We start from the raw sequence: 17,849 nt of genomic DNA on the forward strand, positions 1-17,849 counted from the left end.
AAAAAAACCTAACCCCGTCTGGCATTGAGAAAACGCGCGGGGTCCACCTGACGACCATCTTTCAACACTTCGTAATGCAAATGGACCCCGGTCGCGCGACCGGTGCGTCCCATCAAGGCAATTTTCTGGCCCTCATCGACCAGGGTGCCCACTTCGACCAGCAACTTGGAGTTGTGGGCATAACGGGTCACCAGACCATTGCCGTGGTTGATCTCCACCATGTTGCCAAATTCCGGATGACGGCCCGCCCAGCTTACAACGCCTGGGCCCGTTGCCAGGATGGGGGTGCCGGGCTTGCCGCGGAAATCCACCCCTTTGTGCATCTTGGCACGACCATTGAACGGATCGACCCGGCCACCGAAGCCAGATGAGACCCAAACTCGCTCCTGCTTGACCGGTGTCCCGGAGATGAAACCGGCATCGGTTATATGGTGATTCATGATGAAAGATTCAAGTACCGACAGCTGCTCTTCACGACTGCTGAGCTGTTGGCTGAGATGCTTCATGGAGTCCTGCAGCTCGTTGAGGCTGACTTCCAGATCCGCATCATAGGAGGGACCGCCCATAGGGGGCAGCTCCTTGAAATTGAACTCCTCGGGGTCGAGGTCGGCTTTTTCGGTCAGCCGCTCACCGAGTGCATTGAGTCGACCCAGTTGCCCCTGCATGGTGCCCACCTGGGCGGCCAGCATGGCAAGCTGTTCGCGGGCTTCGTCAGCCCCTTGCGTGGATTTTTGCTGTTCGGCCATGGCCAGCGCCACTTCCAGCGCGTCCATCTTTTGCTGCCAGCTCTGCCAGAGCCAGCCGCCCCCTAAGGCCAATACAGTGAAGAGGATACCGCCGACCCAGGCCAGACGTTGTTTGGGCAAGTGCAACCTGCGTCGCTGCTTACCGTGGAGGATCAGGGTAATGCTCATAGAAATCAGTCTGCTCGGTCAGGTGTGGCCATGGGCCGACACGGAAAATAAAACCGGGAGATAATCGGTATTACAGAATGGAGTAAACAAATGACGGAACGTCGGTGCGGAGAGAGGACCGACGTTCCGTTGCACGGCTATCAGGCCAGAACCAGACCGTTATCGTAGTAAGCGATAGGCGCTTTGTCGCCCTCACCCTCGAAGGTCACCAGTTCCCAGGCCTCCTGCTTGGCCAGCAAGGCACGCAGCAGTTTGTTGTTCAGGGCATGGCCGGTCTTGTAGGCACGGAATTCGCCAATGATGCTGCGATTGCACATGTACAGATCGCCAATCGCATCCAGCATCTTGTGTTTGACGAATTCGTCTTCGTAGCGCAGGCCATCTTCGTTCAGTACCCGGTAGTCATCCAGCACCACGGCGTTTTCCAGGCTGCCGCCCAGCGCCAGGTTCTGGGAACGCAGGTACTCGATGTCACGCATGAAGCCGAAGGTACGGGCACGGCTGATCTCTTTCACGAAAGAGGCACCGGAGAAGTCCAGCACGCAACGCTGATTGCGTCCTTCAAATACCGGATGCTGGAAGTCGATCTCGAGATCCATCTTGAAGCCGTTGCGATAGGGGTGGAATTCCGCCCACTTGTCGCCGTCTTCAACCCGGATGCTCTGCTTGATCCGCACAAACTGCTTGGGGGCATTCTGTTCACGGATACCAACTTCTTGCAGCAGGTAGATAAAGGGGTGCGCACTGCCGTCCATCACCGGGATCTCGGGCGCATCAACCTCGACATAGAGGTTGTCGATGCCCATCCCGGCCAGTGCGGCAGAGAGGTGCTCAATGGTAGAGACACGGACACCGGCTTCGTTCACCAGAGCGGTACAAAGCACGGTATCACGCACCTGATCGGCATTGGCTGGCAGCTCTACCACAGGATTCAGATCGGTACGCAAGTAAACGATCCCTGTGTTAACAGGCGCCGGACGGAACGTCATTGTGACTTTCCGGCCCGAATGCAGGCCGACACCGGTGGCCTGGACACTCGTTTTCAAGGTTCTTTGTCTAATCATGGGCGTATCCGCTTAACAGCTCAAATTCCTGACCAGATGGTCGTGGGCAGGCCATCTTAGCACATTCCTTAAGCAACAAACAAACCAGCGTCATTAGAGGCTTAGTCAGCTTGCTTGCGCAGGAACGCAGGAATATCGAGATAATCCGGTTCGCGACGAGCTTGCGGCTCGGCGTTCACCACCTTGGCCGGGGCCTCTTCCATCACGCGAGACTGCAGCGCTTCGCTGATCAGGGGCTGACGAGCCGGACGTTCCTGGACCATGTTGTTCTTCACCAGGGTGATGTCGGGCTTGCGCTCGGCACCGATACCGGTGGCAACCACAGTCACGCGCAGTTCGTCGTGCATTTCCGGGTCAATTACGGTACCCACCACCACGGTGGCGTTCTCGGAGGCGAAGGCCTTGACCGCGTTACCCACGGTTTCGAACTCTTCGATGGTCATGTCCATGCCGGCAGTGATGTTGACCAGGATGCCGCGGGCACCGGCCAGATCCACGTCTTCCAGCAGCGGGCTGGAGATGGCCTTCTCGGCCGCTTCTTCGGCACGGTCATCACCGGAGGCGGAACCGGTACCCATCATGGCGGTACCCATCTCACGCATCACGGTACGCACGTCCGCGAAGTCGACGTTGATCAGACCCGGACGGGTGATCAGCTCGGCAATGCCCTGTACCGCACCCAGCAGCACATCGTTGGCAGCCTTGAAGGCGTCCAGCAGGGAGATGCCACGACCCAGCACCTTCAGCAACTTGTCGTTGGGGATGGTGATCAGGGAGTCAACGTTCTTGGACAGCTCTTCGATACCGTGAGCGGCAAAGCCCATCCGTTTTTTCCCCTCGAAGGAGAACGGCTTGGTTACGACAGCTACTGTCAGGATACCCATCTCGCGGGCCACTTCAGCCACGATCGGGGCTGCACCGGTACCGGTACCACCGCCCATGCCGGCGGCGATGAACACCATGTCGGAGCCGGTCAGCAGCTCGCGCAGTGCTTCCCGATCTTCCATGGCCGCGTCACGACCCACTTCCGGGTTGGCCCCGGCACCCAGACCCTTGGTGATGCCACCACCGATCTGCAGGGTTGTGTTGGCACTGGAGTTGCGCAGCGCCTGGGCGTCGGTGTTGACGGTAATAAACTCGACACCTTCGATGTTTTGACGAACCATGTGTTCGACTGCGTTGCCGCCGCCGCCACCCACACCAATCACTTTGATGACGGCTTCGTCAGTGTGGCTATCCATAAATTCAAACATGTTGTCTCTCCGCTTTATTTGCCTGACTCAGCAAAATCTTTTAGAACTCGCCACGCAACCAGTTGCTGACCCGTTTGACCAGCCCACCTACGCTTGCCTTGGCGGCATATTCCTTGCTACTGCCGGTGGATTGATGGGTGCGGCCGTACTGCAGCAACCCGACCGCAGTCGAGTACACAGGCGCCTGCACGTAATCACTCAATCCCCGGATATTCATGGGCTCCCCTACCCGGACCTGGCTCTGGAAGATCTGCTCTGCGCACTCCACAATGCCTTCGATCTGGGCAGCGCCGCCGGTCAAGACCACACCGGCTGCAAGCTGATGCTTGACCCCCTGCGCTTTCAATTCGCTTTGTACCCGCACCAGCTCATCATTCACCATGGAGAGCAACTCGGTGTAACGGGGCTCGATCACTTCGGCCAGTGTCTGCCGCTGCAGGCTGCGCGCCGGACGACCGCCGACACTGGGTACTTCAATATTGTCTTCCTTGCTGACCAGCCGGCCCAGGGCGCAGCCGTAGCGCACCTTGATCGCCTCCGCATCCAGCGGCGGAGTGCCGAAGGCGTAGGCGATGTCGCTGGTCACCGTGCTGCCGGCGTACGGGATCACCTTGGTGTGACGCAGGGCGCCGCCGGTAAACAGCGACATGTCCATGGTGCCACCACCGATGTCCACCACGCAGACCCCCAGCTCTTTCTCGTCTTCGGTCAGCACGGCGTAGCTGGACGCCAAGGCGGAGAAGATCAGCTGATCCACCCGCAGACCCACCTTCTCAACGCACTTCTCGATGTTGCGAGCCATGTCGTTGTGGCAGGTGATCAGGTGCACCTTGGCGGCCATCCGCACGCCGGACAGACCGACCGGGTTCTTGATCCCTTCCTGGTAGTCGATGGCGAACTCCTGAGGCAGCACGTGCAGCACCCGCAGTTCATCGGACAACCGCACCGACTTGGCGGTGTGGATGACGTTGTCCACATCTTCCTGGGTCACCTCTTCATCGGAGATGGGCACCATGCCGGTTTCGTTGCGGCAGTCGATGTGCTTGCCGGAAAGCCCCAGATAGACGGAGCTGATCTGGCAGTCGGCCATCATCTCGGCCTCTTCCACCGCACGGCGCAGGGACTTGACCACGGAATCGAGATCGTTGACCCCGCCCTTGTCCATGCCACGAGAGGCGTGACTGCCCATGCCGATGACATTGAGCTCACCGTCTGGCAGCACTTCGCCAACCAGAACCGCCACCTTGGTTGTGCCGATATCCAGTCCGACAATCAGATTTCTATCTGCGGTTTTGGTCATTCACTTTCTCTTCGTTCTTCTTCCAGCCAACTGCCATCCCGGTGTCGTATCGAAGATCCACGTAAGCAACCCGCTCACGGGGCTCGATGACCGGAAAGGCATCGATAAACCGCTGCAGTCGAAGCGCGATATCCGAGCGCCCCAAAAACAGCTGAATGTTGCCATCCAGGGTCAGTTCCCAGGCATGGCGAGGGGTCAGATTCACCCCCAGCAGCTTGTATCCTCTGGCCGCCAGCTGCGCCTCGTACTGACGGCTGGCCTCCAGCACCTTGACGGCCTGATCTTCTGGCCCGGACAGCTGCATCAGGGGGGTCTTCACCCTGTCCGGCGCACTGAACACCTCACCCTTGGTGTTGACGAAGCGGTTGCCGTTCCAGCGTGCCGCCACCGCCTGTTCGGTGAGGTAGACCTTGATCTTGTTGGGCCACTTCTTGCGTACCGAGACCTGGGCCACCCAAGGCAAGGCGTTCAACCGCGCCTGCAATTCGTTCACGTCCAACTCGAAGAAGTTGCGCAGTTCGGCGCCATCCAGCACGGCGCTGCGCAGTTCATCGGTTTGCAAATACTGATGTTGCCCCTGCAGCAACAGCTCGCTCATGGGCAACCGATTGGCATCCGTCAGCCAATCTTTAACATCCAGCGCGGTCTGGTAGAGGCCCCACATGACCAGGAGGAAAAATCCCACCCCGGCGATGAAGCCTCCCTTGGTGCGCCCTTGTGCCCTTGCCTCCACCCGATCGATCCCCGTTTAACACGCCATGCCGGCCCTTTGCAGGCCGGTTCGCCATTATATAGGCCCCGGCTTGGCGGTCAAAATACTCATTGGGCCCTCAGGCGCCGGATTTCATGCTCTCGATGCTCAATTTCATCTCGCCGAGACGCCGTGCCAGCGCCCCGACGTTCCCTGCCCCCTGAGTCAGCACCAGATCGCCCTCGCCGACCAGCCCGGCCAGTACCGCCGGCACATCGTCCGGCGTCGCGACAAAGATGGGTTCCAGACTGCCGCGGGAGCGGATGGAGCGGCACAGGGCGCGGCCATCGGCGCCCGGAATAGGCTCTTCACCGGCGGCATAGACCTCCAGCATCACCAGCACGTCCACCTTGGAGAGCACGTCAGCGAAATCTTCATAGAGATCGCGGGTGCGGGTGTAGCGGTGCGGCTGGAACACCATCACCAGTCGCTTCTCGGGCCAGCCGGCGCGGGCCGCGTTGATGGTGACCTTGACCTCGCTCGGGTGGTGACCGTAGTCGTCCACCAGCATGGCCTTGCCGCGGCCGGTCTCGAACTCGCCATATTGCTGGAAGCGGCGACCCACCCCTTCAAACTTGGCCAGCGCCCGGATGATGGCATCATCGCCGATCCCGTCCTCGGTGGCGACCGCAATCGCCGCGGCGGCATTGAGGGCATTGTGGATGCCGGGCAGATTGAGGGTTACCTCCAGCTCGCCGGCATCCTTGCGACGGACCCGGAAACGGCTGCGGTTGCTGGTCTGCACGAAGTCCAGCACCTGCACGTCGGCATCATCACTCAGGCCATAGGTGATGGTGGGACGCGCGATCTCCGGCAGCATGCCGCGGATCACCGGGTCATCCACGCACACCACGGCCAGCCCGTAGAACGGCAGATTGTGCAAAAAGTCGATGAAGGTGGCCTTCAGCTTGGAGAAGTCGCCACCATAGGTGTCCATGTGATCCGCTTCAATGTTGGTCACGATGGAAACCATCGGCTGCAGATGCAGGAAGGAGGCGTCGCTCTCGTCCGCTTCGGCAATCAGATAGCGGCTGCTGCCCAGGCGGGCATTGGTGCCGGCGCTATTGAGCAGGCCACCGATGACGAAGGTCGGATCCCGGTCCGCTTCGGCATAGATGCTCGCCACCAGACTGGTGGTGGTGGTCTTGCCGTGGGTGCCGGCGATGGCGATGCCATGGCGGAAACGCATCAGCTCGGCCAGCATCTCGGCGCGGCGCACCACAGGAATGCGCAGCTCGCGGGCAGCCAGCAGCTCGGGGTTGTCCTGCTTGATGGCGGTAGAGACCACCACCACGCTCGCCTCGTTCACGTGCTCGGCACTGTGGCCCACGAAGATGTGGGCACCGAGGGACTCGAGCCGTTCGGTCACCGCATTGCGGGCCAGATCCGAGCCGGTCACCTGATAGCCTTCGTTGGCAAGGACTTCTGCGATACCGCCCATCCCGGCCCCACCGATGCCGATGAAGTGAATGCGACGCACCCGGCGCATTTCAGGGATAACGGTACGCAGTTTTGCCAGTTCAACCTTGGTCATAATCATCTCTCGCTCTGCCCGGTCGCCAGGCGTTTGCACTCATCGGCGACCCGCTCGGCGGCATCGATGATGGCGACGCGACGGGCGGCCTGGGCCATGTTCAATAGGGTTTCCCTGCGCCCGGCAAGCCAGGAGAGACGCGCAGCCAGCGAGGCCGTGGTCAGCTCGGATTGGGGCAGGAATTCAGCCGCACCGCCGTCGACCAGAGTCAGGGCGTTGCGGGTCTGGTGATCATCCACCGCGTGGGGCAGCGGCACAAAAATGGCGGCAACCCCGGCGGCGGCGACTTCGGAGACGGTCAGCGCCCCGGCCCGGCACACCACCAGGTCTGCCCAGGCATAGGCACCGGCCATGTCCTTGATAAATTCACTCACCTCGGCCGCAACACCCTGCTTGGCGTAGGCCTCGGCCACGGCATCGCGATTGCCCTTGCCGCACTGGTGACGCACCTCGATGGGCACACCGGCCGCCGCCACCGCCGGCGGCACCTGCTCGTTGAGCACCCGGGCCCCCAGGCTGCCACCGACGATCAGCAGCCGCAGCGGCTCTGCACTGCTGCGCAGTTGCGGATCCGGCAGGGCCACCACCTCGGGGCGCACCGGGTTGCCCACCACGGCGGTGCGACGGCTCGGGGCAAAGGCGCCCGGGAAGGCCATCAGCACCCGCTTGGCGAGACGGGCCAGCAGCTTGTTGGTCATGCCGGCCGTAGCATTCTGTTCGTGCAGCAGCAACGGGATGCCGGACAGCCAGGCGGCCACGCCACCCGGACCGGAGGCAAAGCCGCCCATGCCGAGCACCACGTCGGGGCGAATGGTCTTGAGCACCCGGCGCGCCTGCAGCACGGATTTGACGATGCGATAGGGGGCCGCCAGCAGCCGCTTGATGCCATTGCCACGCACCCCCTGGATATCGATGAAGGAGATGGGATAACCATGGGCAGGCACCAGCTCCGCCTCCATCCGGTCGGCGGTGCCGAGCCAGTGAATGGTCCAGCCCTGGGCCTTGAGGCGATCGGCCACGGCCAGACCGGGGAACACGTGGCCCCCGGTACCGCCTGCCATCACCAACAGCGTCTTGCTCACTAAACCTCCCGCACGCGCGCCTGGGCACTGGCCTGACGCAACTCGAAATCGATACGAATCAACATGCTCACCGCCACCATCATGATGATGAGGCTCGAACCACCATAACTGACCAGCGGCAGGGTCAGACCCTTGGTCGGCATCATGCCGCTGGCGGCGCCGACGTTGACGAAGGTCTGGAAGCTGAACCAGATGCCGATGCCGATGGCCAGATAGCCTTCATATAACCGCTCCGCCACCAGCGCCTGATGGCCCAGCTTGAGCGCCTTGACCGAGAGCGCGAAGATGAGGAAGAGCGCGCCCAGCACGCCCACATACCCCAGCTCTTCACCCAGGATCGCAAACACGAAGTCGGTGTGAGCTTCCGGCAGGTACTCCATCTTCTGGATGGAGTTGCCGAGCCCCTCGCCAAACCAGCTGCCACGACCGAAGGCCATCAGCGACTGGGTCAGCTGGTAGCCGCTGCCGAACGGATCGGCCCAGGGGTCGAGGAAGGAGGTGACCCGCCGCATCCGGTAGGGCTCGGCGATGATCAGGGTCACTACCGCGCTCACCCCCACCAGGATGAGGCCGATGAACTGCACCAGGCGGGCGCCAGCCAAGAACAGCATGCCCAGCGACGTCACGAACATCACCACCACAGAACCCAGGTCAGGCTGTGCCAGCAGCAGGATGGCCACCACGAACAGCACCGCCATCGGCTTCATGAAGCCGATGAAGCGCTCGCGTACCTCGCTCTGGCGGCGCACCAGGTAGCCGGCCAGATAGACAAACAGTGCCAGCTTGCCAAACTCGGCCGGCTGCAGGTTGAAGGGGCCGAGCGGCAACCAGCGCACCGAGCCGTTGACGCTGCGCCCCACCAGCAACACCAGCACCAGCATGACGATGGCCAGCAGCAGCATGGGGCCGTTGTAGTGCTGCCAGCGGGCCATGGGCACCTGCAGTACGAACCAGGAGACCCCGAGCGCCATCAGCAAGAACAGGCCATGGCGCTTCACGAACATGAAGGGATCGTTGTTGATGGCGATCCCCTCCGGGATCGAGGCAGAGGCCACGATCACCAGACCCACCGCCATCAGCGCCAGCGCCAGCACCACCAGCTGCCGGTCGTAGAGACCGGCAGGGCGTGCCGGCAACAGCCAGCGCTGCAGGAAGCCCGCTACTGTGCGCAGGGCGTTCATAAGGCCATCACCAGCTCGGTGAAACGATCACCGCGCGCTTCGAAAGACTTGAACTGGTCCAGGCTGGCGCAGGCGGGTGCCAGCAGCACCCAGTCGCCGGGCCTGGCATCGGCAGCCGCCTTGGCGACCGCGGCATCGAGATCGGCAACCCGCTCGGTCTGCTCACCCAGTGCCAGCAGCACCTCGGCATCCTGGCCGAAGCAGTACATGTGATCGATCTGGCTGCCGAGCAGGGCCTGCACCGGGCCGAAATCCTGGCCCTTGCCCTGGCCGCCGGCCAGCAGCAGCAGACGGCCTTTCACCGATTCACGCACCCCGGCCACGGCAGCCAGGGTCGCCCCCACGTTGGTGGCCTTGGAGTCGTTGATCCAGCGCACCCCGTTCACCTCGCGCACGAAGCGGGCGCGGTGCGGCAACCCCTCGAAGCGGCGCAGCACGGCGAGCTGGGGCTCACGCGGAATGCCCACCGCATCGCACAGGGCCATGGCGGCCAGCGCGTTGGCCTGGTTGTGGGCACCGACGATCTTCATCTCGTCCACCGCCAGCAACGGCTCGCCGTGCAGGGTCAGCCACTGGCGCCCCTCCAATTCACAGCGGCCGTAACCGTTGCAGTCGAGGCCGAAGCTCTGCCACACCTGACCCACATCGGGCAGGGTCTGGGCATCGTCACGATTGACCAGAATGTGCTGGGAGTGCTGATGGATCTCCATCTTGGCGGCGCGGTAGTCGGCCATGCCCTGATAGCGATCCATATGATCTTCACTGAGGTTCAATACCACGGAAGCGGCGGCGCGCAGGCTGTGGGTGGTCTCCAGCTGGAAGCTGGAGAGCTCCAGCACGCAGAGATCCATCGGCTGCTTGAGCAGCTCAAGCGCCGGCGTGCCTATGTTGCCACCAACCCCGACCTTGAGGCCGGCTTCGGCGATCATCTCGCCCACCAGGGTAGTCACAGTGCTCTTGCCGTTGGAACCGGTGATGGCGATGACCGGCACTTCGGTGTCGCGCACAAACAGCTCGATGTCACCGACGATCTGTACCCCGCACTCGGCGGCGGCTTTCAGCTCGGGGGTGGCCAGGGCTATGCCCGGGCTCGCCACTATCATGTGCGCCTGCTTGAGGCGCTCGCCGTCTAGCCCGTGAATGAGCTCCACCTCGGGCGGCAGCTGATCCTTACCGGGCGGGTTGGCGCGGGTGTCCATCACCAGCGGCGTGACGCCACGGCCGAGGAAGTAGTCGACGCAGGAGAGTCCGGTTTTGCCGAGTCCGATGATGATGACCATGGCTTACCTCACCTTCAGGGTGGCAAGGCCGAGCAGCACCAGCATGAGGGTGATGATCCAGAAGCGCACGATGACGCGCGGCTCAGGCCAGCCCTTCTTCTCATAGTGGTGATGGATCGGCGCCATGCGGAAGATGCGCACGCCGCGCAGCTTGTAGGACCCCACCTGCAGGATCACGGAGACGGTCTCCATCACGAAGACCCCGCCCATGATCACCAGCAGAAACTCCTGACGCACCAGCACGGCGATGGTGCCAAGCGCGCCGCCCAGCGCCAGGGAACCCACATCCCCCATGAAGACCTGGGCCGGATAGGTGTTGAACCAGAGGAACCCCAGACCGGCACCGACGATGGCGGTACAGACGATCACCAGCTCGGAGGTATAGGGCACGTAGGGAATGTGCAGGTAGCTGGCGAAATTGACGTTGCCGGTGGCCCAGGCGATGAAGGCGAAGCCCCCCGCCACCATCACGGTCGGCATGATGGCCAGACCATCCAGACCATCCGTGAGATTGACCGCGTTGGAGGTGCCGACGATGACGAAATAGGTCAGTACGATGAACATCAGGCCGAGCTGCGGCATCACGTCCTTGAGGAAGGGCACCACCAGCTGGGTCTGACCGTCGTGAGTGGCCGTGGCGTAGAGGAATACCGCCACCCCCAGCGCAACGGCGGACTGCCAGAAGTACTTCCAGCGGGCGATCAGGCCGTCGGTGTTCTTGCGCACCACCTTGAGGTAGTCATCGGCGAAGCCGATGGCACCGTAGGCACCCAGCACGAACAGCACCAGCCACACATAGGGGTTGTCGAGACGGCACCAGAGCAGCACAGAGATGAAGATGGCGGCGATGATCATCAGGCCGCCCATGGTCGGGGTGCCTTTCTTGCTCAGGTGTGACTCGGGGCCGTCATTGCGGATCACCTGGCCGAATTTGAGGATCTGCAGGCGGCGGATGAGGCGTGGCCCCATCCAGAGCGCCACCACCAGACCGGTGATGATCGACAAGATGGCGCGAAACGTCAGGTAGGAGAAGACGTTGAAGAAGGTGAAGTGCGGGGTGAGCAGTTCCGCCAGCCAGACTAGCATGTGGCCGACTCCTGATGGTCTTTGACCATCTCGACGATATCTTCCATGCGGGAGCCGCGGGCACCCTTGACCAGAATCGAAATTTCTTGATGTGTTTTTATCATTTGCGCAAGCACTTCAAACAACGACGCCTTGTTATCGAAATGTCGGCCAGCCGCGGCATCTGCGGTGTGGCGACTCTGTTCTCCTACGGTCAGCACGGCATCCAGACCGCGCTCACGGGCGTGGCGACCGACTCGGGCGTGCTGCTCGGCGGACTCCTCACCCAGCTCCTTCATGTCACCGAACACCAGCACCTTGTAGCCGTTCATGGCAGTCAAGGTATCGATGCCCGCCAGCACGGACTCCACGCTGGCGTTGTAGGTGTCGTCCACCAGGGTGAGGCCACCCCAGCGCTGGACGCAGAAGCGGCCCTTGACCGGCGCCATCTGCTCGAGCCCGGCCTTGACCGAGGCGAGCGAAGCGCCGAGCGCCAGCGTGCCGGCGGCGGCGGCCAGGGCGTTGGCCACGTTGTGGCGGCCCGGAATGGCCAGAGTCAGGCTCACTTCACCCTGCGGGGTCACCATGACGAACTCGGCACAACCCTGCTGATTGATCACCACGTTGCTGGCGTGGAACGGCTGACGCTGATCCTCGATGGAGAAGGCGCAGTGAATGCCGCGGGCCTGCCATTTGGGCCAGAACTCGTTGTCGGCGTTGACGATGGCGGTGCCACCTTCACCCAGCCCCTCAAAAATCTCGCTCTTGGCGTGGAACACCCCTTCCAGCGAGCCGAAGCCCTCCAGATGGGCGGCCGCCACGTTGTTGATGATGGCGGCATCGGGTCTGGCCAATGAGGTGGTCCAGGCGATCTCGCCCGGGTGGTTGGCCCCCAGCTCCATCACCGCGAACCGGTGTTGCGGCTCGAGGCGCAGCAGGGTGAGCGGCACTCCCACCTCGTTGTTGAAGTTGCCGGCGGTGGCCAGCACTTCCCCTTCCTGGCGCAGAATGGCAGTCGCCATCTCTTTCACCGTGGTCTTGCCGCAGCTGCCGGTGATGGCCAGCACTTTCGGGTTGATGCGCTCGCGCACCAGCCGGCCGAGGCGACCCAGCCCCTTGAGGGTATCGGCCACCACCAGCTGGGGGATCGCCAGCGGCAGTTCACGCTCCACCAGCAGGGCGGAGGCACCGGCGGCCACAGCCTGGTCGCAGAAATCGTGGGCATCGAAACGCTCGCCGCGCAGCGCCACGAACAGCGCGCCGGCGCCCAGGGTACGGGTGTCGGTACTGACAGCCGTGATCGCTTCGTCTTCACCAATCAGACGGGCATCGAGTACCTGCGCCAGCTCGGCAAGCCTGAGGGTCATCATGCGAATGACTCCAATAATGTGTGCAAGGCGGCCGCGACGGTTTCCCGGTCGCTGTAGTGCCGCTTGTCGGTTCCAATGATCTGATAATCCTCGTGGCCTTTACCGGCCACCAGGATGATGTCCTGTTTGTTTGCTTGGCTCAGCGCCAGCTGGATCGCCTTGACCCTGTCGTGCTCGATCTGCACGGCACCGGGATCGCGAAGACCCGCCACCATGTCGGCCATGATCCGGGCCGGCTCCTCGGTACGGGGGTTGTCGTCGGTCAGGATCACGCGATCCGCATGCAGCTCGGCCATGGCGGCCATCATGGGACGCTTGCCGCGATCCCTGTCGCCACCACATCCCACCAGGCACCAGAGCCGTCCTTCACAGTGCACCCGCAGGGCCTGCAGCGCCTTCTCCAGCGCATCCGGCGTGTGGGCATAATCGACCACGGCGAGCGGCGCCTTGCCGCCACCGAAACACTCCATGCGACCGGTCACCGGCTGCAGTTGCGGCGCGGTGGTCAGCAACTCGTCGAAGTCATAGCCGAGCACCAGCATGGCGCCCATCGCGGCCAGCACGTTGCTGACGTTGAAGCGCCCGAGCAAGGGGGCGGATAATACACCATTCCCCCAACTGGAGTTAATCTGCGTGCGAAAACCTTGCTGGTGGAAATGGGGGTCTTGCGCCGTCAGCTGTCGCCCCGGGTGATTGGCAACCGGGCCGTGCACGCTGAACGCCACCGCGGCCGGATAAGCGGCCAGCCACTGGCGACCCAGGCGGTCATCGGCATTGAGCACGGCGCAAGGTTCTGCCACCAGTTTCAGCAGCTCTTCCTTGGCGGCACCATAGGCCTCCATGGTGCCGTGATAGTCCAGGTGATCCCGGCTCAGGTTGGTGAACACGGCTGCGGCAAACGGCAGGGCCGCCACGCGATGCTGCACCAGACCGTGGCTGGAAACCTCCATCGCCACCAGATCCGCCCCCTGCGCCTGCAGGGCGGCCAGATTGGCTTGTACCTGCAGCGCGCTGCCGGTGGTGTTCTCAGCTTCGATCAGGTTGCCAAACAGGCCGTTGCCGATCGTGCCCATCACCCCGGCCTTGCCCCCCAGCAGGGTACGCCAGTTGGCGACCAGCAGTGCCGTGGTGCTCTTGCCGTTGGTGCCTGTGATTCCCACCAGCGCCAGCTTGCTGGCCGGCTGGTCGTAGAAATAGCCGGCCAGCTCGGAGAGGCGGGCCGGCAGGTTGGGCACGCCGATGCAGGGCACGGCCAGCGCTGGTGCCACGAATTCCCCGTCCTCTTCAAACAGTACGGCGGTCGCTCCCTGAGCCACCGCCTGTTCGATAAACCGTCTGCCATCCACCTGATGCCCGCGAATCGCCACGAAGAGACAACCGGGCCCGACGCGCCGACTGTCCAGCTGGATGTCGGTGAGTGCGAGCGCCGGGGCAGTAATGCCAAAGGGGCGCATCAGCTGATCAAGTGCGCGGGACAACATTGGAAGCCTCCGTACGGGCAAGTTTGGTGGGTACCGCAGGCGGCACCGCGTCGGGACGAATATTGAAGAGTTGCAGCACCCCGCCCATGGCTTCGGCAAACGGCGGGGTCGCCACGGCGCCACCGTAGTAGGCATCGCCCTTGGGCTCGTTGATCACCACCACCATGACGAAGCGCGGGTTGCTGGCCGGGGCGAAGCCGGCGAACCAGGCCATGTAATCCTTGCCGTAGCCGCCGGCCACGGCGACCTTGGCGGTACCACTCTTGCCGCCGACCCGGTAGCCCGGGATCTTGGCTTTCGGAATGGCGTTGTCGACCACGTACTCCAGCGCCTGCAGCATGGCAGTAGCGTTGTTATGATCGATGACCTGCTCGCCCTTGGGCGGCTCGCTCACCTTGACGATGGAGATGGGCACCCGCTTGCCCTTGTTGGCCAGAGTGGCATAGGCAGAAGCCAGCTGCAGCGGGGTCACCCGCAGGCCATAGCCGAACGACAGGGTGGCCCGTTCGATATCGGACCAGCGCCGGCGCTGGGGCAGCATGCCGCTGCTCTCACCCATCAGGCCGCTGCCGGTATCCATCCCGAAACCCACCATGCTGAGGGTGTTGATCATCTCCTGGGCCGGCATCCGCAGCGCGATGCGCGACATGCCGATGTTGGAGGAGTAGCGCAGAATGTCGTACAGGTTGGTCGCCTTGTGAATACTCACATCGCGGATCTGCTTGGCCCCGATGAACAGGGGGCCGCCCTGGATGGTGTCCTTCCAGCTGGTGACGCCGGCCTGCAGGGCACTCAGCAGGATCAGGGGCTTGACGGTGGAGCCCGGTTCATAGGTGTCGGTCACCACCCGGTTGCGCACCCGGAAACTCTGGTACTGACCGCGGTTGTTGGGGTTGTAGGAGGGGGTGTTGACCATGGCGAGCACCTCGCCGGTCTTCACGTCCAGCATCACCATGGAGCCGGAGGTCGCCTTGTTCTCGTCGGTGGCCCGCTTGAGTGCCCGGTAAGCCAGCGCCTGTACCCGCTGATCGATGCTCAGCTGCAGATCATTGGCATTCTTGCCCTCTTTCACCAGACCGAGCCGCTCGATGACCCGGCCCTGCCGGTCCTTGCGCACCCGCATCTCGCCCGGGGTCGCGGTCAGCCATTCGTCATAGCTGCGCTCGATCCCCTCGATGCCGTGCCCATCAATGTTGGTCACCCCCACCAGATGGGCGCTGATCTCGCCGGTCGGGTAGAAACGGCGTGACTCCGGACGCAGGTAGATGCCGCCCAGCTTGAGCCCCTTGATGTACTCGGACACCGCCGGCGTCACCTGCCGCTGCAGGTAGACGAAGCGCTTGCTCGGGTTGGAGATACGGTGCTTGAGGGTGTTGATGTCGAGCTTGAGCACGGCGGAGAGCGCCATCCAGGCGCGTTCGTTGTGGATGGCACCGGATTCATGCACCGTCTTGGGATCGGCCCACACCGCTTCGACCGGTACCGATACCGCCAGCTGTTCACCGTTGCGATCGGTGATCATGCCACGCACCGCCTGGGTGGAGGTGGTACGCAGCGAGCGCATGTCCCCCTCCTGACGCAGCCTGTCCGGGTCGATCACCTGGATCCAGGCCAGCCGCAGGATCAAGCCGGCAAACGCAATGCCGATGAAGAACACCAGCGTGCGAAAGCGCCACGGATAGAGTGACGGGGCTTTGACCTTGGGTTGGGCCTTGGCGGATGCCTTGCGTTTCATGGTTGTGTAATTACCTTCTCGGTGGTCACCAGCGGGCGAGCCATCTGCAACTTGTCCATGGCCAGACTCGCGACCCGGGAGTGCTCTGCCAGCGTGCCCTGCTCCAGCAGCAGGTGGCGCCATTCGATGTTGAGGCGATCCTCCTCCGCCATCAGGTCATTCTGCTTGGCGGTCAGGCCGCGGGTCATGTTGGTCACCAGGATCACCGCAAAGGCGGTGATCAGCACGGCGATGGCCAGCACCACCTGCAGCTTGTGCCGCCAGAGATCGCCGAGGATCTCCCTGGCCAGATGAACACGCACCTCGCTCATGGCTTACTCCGCCAGCCGCTGGGCCACCCGCAGCACCGAGCTGCGTGACCGGCTGTTTTCGTTGACTTCATGCTCGGAAGGCTTGAGCGCCTTGCCGACCGATTTCAGTTTGCGACCGCCGGCCAGCTGGGCCTCGGTCAGCGGAATGCCGTGCGGCACTTCCGGGCCTTTCTCGTGTTTGCGGATGAAATGCTTCACCAGCCGGTCTTCCAGCGAATGGAAGCTGATGACGGAGAGGCGGCCGTGGGGGGCCAGCACTTCCAGGGCCCCGTTGAGTGCGGTCTCGATCTCGTCCAGTTCGCTGTTGATGTAGATGCGGATGGCCTGGAAGCTGCGGGTCGCCGCGTGCTTGCCCTTTTCCTTGCTCGGATTGACCCGGGCGATCATCTCCGCCAGCTGGCGGGTGCGGACATAGGGCTCGGTGACCCGGTCATGCACGATGGCGCGGGCAATCTTCTTGGCAAAGCGCTCCTCGCCAAAGGTCTTCAGTACCCAGGCGATGTCGTCCACATCGGCCCTGGCCAGCCATTCGGCGGCGCTCTGACCGGAAGTGGGATCCATCCGCATGTCGAGCGGACCGTCCTTCATGAAGCTGAAACCGCGCTCGGCATCGTCCAGCTGGGGGGAAGATACCCCCAGATCCAGCAGGAAGCCGTCGACCTTGCCCAGCAGGCCGCGCTCACTCAGGTAGGTGGTGATGCCGGAGAAGGGGCCGTGCACGATCTCGAAACGCGGATCCTGGATCTTGGCCGCTTCGGCGATGGCTTGGGGATCCCGATCGATGGCGATCAGACGGCCATTGGGGCCCAGCTGCTGCAGGATAAGGCGCGAGTGACCGCCCCGGCCAAACGTACCGTCGACGTAGATGCCGTCCGGCTTGATGGCCAGCCCTTCGACGGCTTCGTGCAGCAGCACTGTGATGTGTTCAGCGGCTTGGGTCATTTATAAAGAGAAATCCTGTAGTCGTGGCGAGCTTGCCCAGTCATCCTCGGGCAGGCCCTGAATGTCGTCATTGACCTGTTGTTGCCAGCGGGCTTCATCCCACAGCTCAAATTTGTTGAGCTGGCCCACCAGCATGATTTTCTTGTCCAGCCCCGCGTGGCTGCGCAGTGGCTGGCTGAGCAGCAGACGGCCATTACCGTCCAGCTCGCATTCGGTCGCATGCCCGAGCAACAGCCGCTGCAGGCGGCGCTCAAGGGGATTCATGCTGGAGAGGGTCTTGAGCTTGCGCTCGATCTCTTCCCATTCGTTTAGGGGGTAAAGCAGCAGACAGGGGTGGGCAATATCGATGGTGCAGACCAGCTGGCCCTCGCTCTCGTCGCGCAGCCAATCACGGTACTTGGTCGGAATCGCCAATCGTCCCTTGCTGTCCAGGCTGATGGCATGCGCACCACGCAACAAATTGCAGTCCCTGAAAATGAGTTAAAGGGGGCAAACCGCCCGATAAAAACCACTTTGATCCACTTTTCCCCACCTTGAAGTTTAAGGACGTGCTGAGGGCTTTTCAAGCGAGGATCTCGGGCATGGG

General features: G+C 62.7%; 16 protein-coding genes. All 16 read right to left on the reverse strand.

Annotated features, from left to right (window positions below; translation table 11 throughout):
* Nucleotides 1–8: 8 nt before the first annotated feature.
* The 16 genes from AB5Y98_RS21550 to mraZ all read right to left on the reverse strand — a co-directional run bounded on the left by AB5Y98_RS21550 (nucleotide 9) and on the right by mraZ (nucleotide 17,722).
* Nucleotides 9–914 (reverse strand): M23 family metallopeptidase, encoded by a 906-nt coding sequence (locus AB5Y98_RS21550; protein ID WP_005305673.1) that lies wholly within the window; start codon nucleotides 912–914, stop codon nucleotides 9–11.
* 140 nt (nucleotides 915–1,054) lie between these two features.
* On the reverse strand, nucleotides 1,055–1,978 hold the full coding sequence (lpxC, locus tag AB5Y98_RS21555; protein WP_011707578.1) for a UDP-3-O-acyl-N-acetylglucosamine deacetylase: 924 nt from the start codon (nucleotides 1,976–1,978) through the stop codon (nucleotides 1,055–1,057).
* 101 nt (nucleotides 1,979–2,079) lie between these two features.
* Complete coding sequence (gene ftsZ / locus AB5Y98_RS21560) at nucleotides 2,080–3,231, reverse strand: cell division protein FtsZ (protein WP_005305686.1); 1,152 nt, start codon at nucleotides 3,229–3,231, stop codon at nucleotides 2,080–2,082.
* A 40-nt stretch (nucleotides 3,232–3,271) separates the two neighbouring features.
* Nucleotides 3,272–4,531, reverse strand: coding sequence for a cell division protein FtsA (gene ftsA / locus AB5Y98_RS21565; RefSeq protein ID WP_005305690.1), 1,260 nt, complete (start codon nucleotides 4,529–4,531; stop codon nucleotides 3,272–3,274).
* The gene (locus AB5Y98_RS21570) at nucleotides 4,512–5,264 is read right to left on the reverse strand and encodes a cell division protein FtsQ/DivIB (RefSeq protein WP_005305694.1); all 753 of its coding nucleotides are present in this window, start codon (nucleotides 5,262–5,264) and stop codon (nucleotides 4,512–4,514) included. The genes ftsA and AB5Y98_RS21570 overlap by 20 nt, the downstream gene beginning before the upstream one ends.
* Before the next feature lie 97 nt (nucleotides 5,265–5,361).
* Nucleotides 5,362–6,816, reverse strand: coding sequence for a UDP-N-acetylmuramate--L-alanine ligase (murC, locus tag AB5Y98_RS21575; protein ID WP_010635950.1), 1,455 nt, complete (start codon nucleotides 6,814–6,816; stop codon nucleotides 5,362–5,364).
* A gap of 2 nt (nucleotides 6,817–6,818) precedes the next feature.
* Nucleotides 6,819–7,898, reverse strand: a complete 1,080-nt coding sequence (gene murG / locus AB5Y98_RS21580; protein ID WP_368232908.1) for an undecaprenyldiphospho-muramoylpentapeptide beta-N-acetylglucosaminyltransferase — start codon at nucleotides 7,896–7,898, stop codon at nucleotides 6,819–6,821.
* A complete protein-coding gene (gene ftsW, locus AB5Y98_RS21585; protein ID WP_010635948.1) occupies nucleotides 7,898–9,079 on the reverse strand; it encodes a cell division protein FtsW in 1,182 nt (393 codons plus the stop codon). Before ftsW ends, murG begins: the two co-directional genes overlap by 1 nt.
* On the reverse strand, nucleotides 9,076–10,359 hold the full coding sequence (gene murD, locus AB5Y98_RS21590; RefSeq protein ID WP_005305707.1) for a UDP-N-acetylmuramoyl-L-alanine--D-glutamate ligase: 1,284 nt from the start codon (nucleotides 10,357–10,359) through the stop codon (nucleotides 9,076–9,078). The genes ftsW and murD overlap by 4 nt, the downstream gene beginning before the upstream one ends.
* Before the next feature lie 3 nt (nucleotides 10,360–10,362).
* Nucleotides 10,363–11,445, reverse strand: a complete 1,083-nt coding sequence (gene mraY, locus AB5Y98_RS21595) for a phospho-N-acetylmuramoyl-pentapeptide-transferase (RefSeq protein ID WP_005305710.1) — start codon at nucleotides 11,443–11,445, stop codon at nucleotides 10,363–10,365.
* Nucleotides 11,439–12,794 (reverse strand): UDP-N-acetylmuramoyl-tripeptide--D-alanyl-D-alanine ligase, encoded by a 1,356-nt coding sequence (gene murF / locus AB5Y98_RS21600; protein ID WP_139397689.1) that lies wholly within the window; start codon nucleotides 12,792–12,794, stop codon nucleotides 11,439–11,441. Before murF ends, mraY begins: the two co-directional genes overlap by 7 nt.
* Nucleotides 12,791–14,275, reverse strand: coding sequence for a UDP-N-acetylmuramoyl-L-alanyl-D-glutamate--2,6-diaminopimelate ligase (gene murE / locus AB5Y98_RS21605; protein WP_368232911.1), 1,485 nt, complete (start codon nucleotides 14,273–14,275; stop codon nucleotides 12,791–12,793). Before murE ends, murF begins: the two co-directional genes overlap by 4 nt.
* Nucleotides 14,256–16,010 carry a peptidoglycan glycosyltransferase FtsI gene (locus AB5Y98_RS21610; RefSeq protein WP_005305719.1) on the reverse strand — a complete coding sequence of 585 codons (1,755 nt, stop codon included), beginning with the start codon at nucleotides 16,008–16,010 and terminating at the stop codon, nucleotides 14,256–14,258. Before AB5Y98_RS21610 ends, murE begins: the two co-directional genes overlap by 20 nt.
* Nucleotides 16,007–16,321 carry a cell division protein FtsL gene (gene ftsL, locus AB5Y98_RS21615; RefSeq protein ID WP_005305726.1) on the reverse strand — a complete coding sequence of 105 codons (315 nt, stop codon included), beginning with the start codon at nucleotides 16,319–16,321 and terminating at the stop codon, nucleotides 16,007–16,009. Before ftsL ends, AB5Y98_RS21610 begins: the two co-directional genes overlap by 4 nt.
* A 3-nt stretch (nucleotides 16,322–16,324) precedes the next feature.
* Complete coding sequence (gene rsmH, locus AB5Y98_RS21620; RefSeq protein ID WP_019839161.1) at nucleotides 16,325–17,263, reverse strand: 16S rRNA (cytosine(1402)-N(4))-methyltransferase RsmH; 939 nt, start codon at nucleotides 17,261–17,263, stop codon at nucleotides 16,325–16,327.
* Nucleotides 17,264–17,722, reverse strand: coding sequence for a division/cell wall cluster transcriptional repressor MraZ (gene mraZ / locus AB5Y98_RS21625; protein WP_005305730.1), 459 nt, complete (start codon nucleotides 17,720–17,722; stop codon nucleotides 17,264–17,266). It lies immediately after the preceding gene.
* Between the last annotated feature and the right edge of the window lie 127 nt (nucleotides 17,723–17,849).

It is taken from the genome of Aeromonas sp. s3 (genome assembly GCF_040907805.1).
GTDB lineage: Bacteria > Pseudomonadota > Gammaproteobacteria > Enterobacterales > Aeromonadaceae > Aeromonas > Aeromonas dhakensis.